This is a genomic window from Nocardioides sp. P86 (assembly GCF_023712465.1).
GTDB classification, from domain to species: domain Bacteria; phylum Actinomycetota; class Actinomycetes; order Propionibacteriales; family Nocardioidaceae; genus Nocardioides; species Nocardioides kribbensis.
Genome location: NZ_JAMAYE010000058.1, coordinates 1 through 385, shown reverse-complemented (window position 1 = coordinate 385; position 385 = coordinate 1). Strand labels below are relative to the sequence as shown.

The 385-nt window shown below is 55.1% G+C and carries 1 pseudogene; it reads left to right on the top strand.

What is annotated here, in order from left to right:
* Positions 1 to 385: pseudogene (ompA, locus tag M3673_RS18935) on the top strand (porin OmpA); the annotation flags it as partial.

Here is a 385-nt window from a genome sequence, read left to right as displayed (position 1 = left end):
AAACTGGGTTACCCAATCACTGACGATCTGGACATCTACACTCGTCTGGGTGGTATGGTATGGCGTGCAGACACCAAGGCTAACGTACCTGGTGGCGCATCTTTTAAAGACCACGACACCGGCGTTTCTCCGGTTTTCGCTGGCGGTGTTGAGTACGCGATCACTCCTGAAATCGCTACCCGTCTGGAATACCAGTGGACCAACAACATCGGTGACGCACACACCATCGGTACTCGTCCGGACAACGGCATGCTGAGCCTGGGTGTTTCCTACCGTTTCGGTCAGGGCGAAGCAGCTCCAGTAGTTGCTCCGGCTCCAGCTGCGGCACCGGAAGTACAGACCAAGCACTTCACTCTGAAGTCTGACGTTCTGTTCACCTTCAACA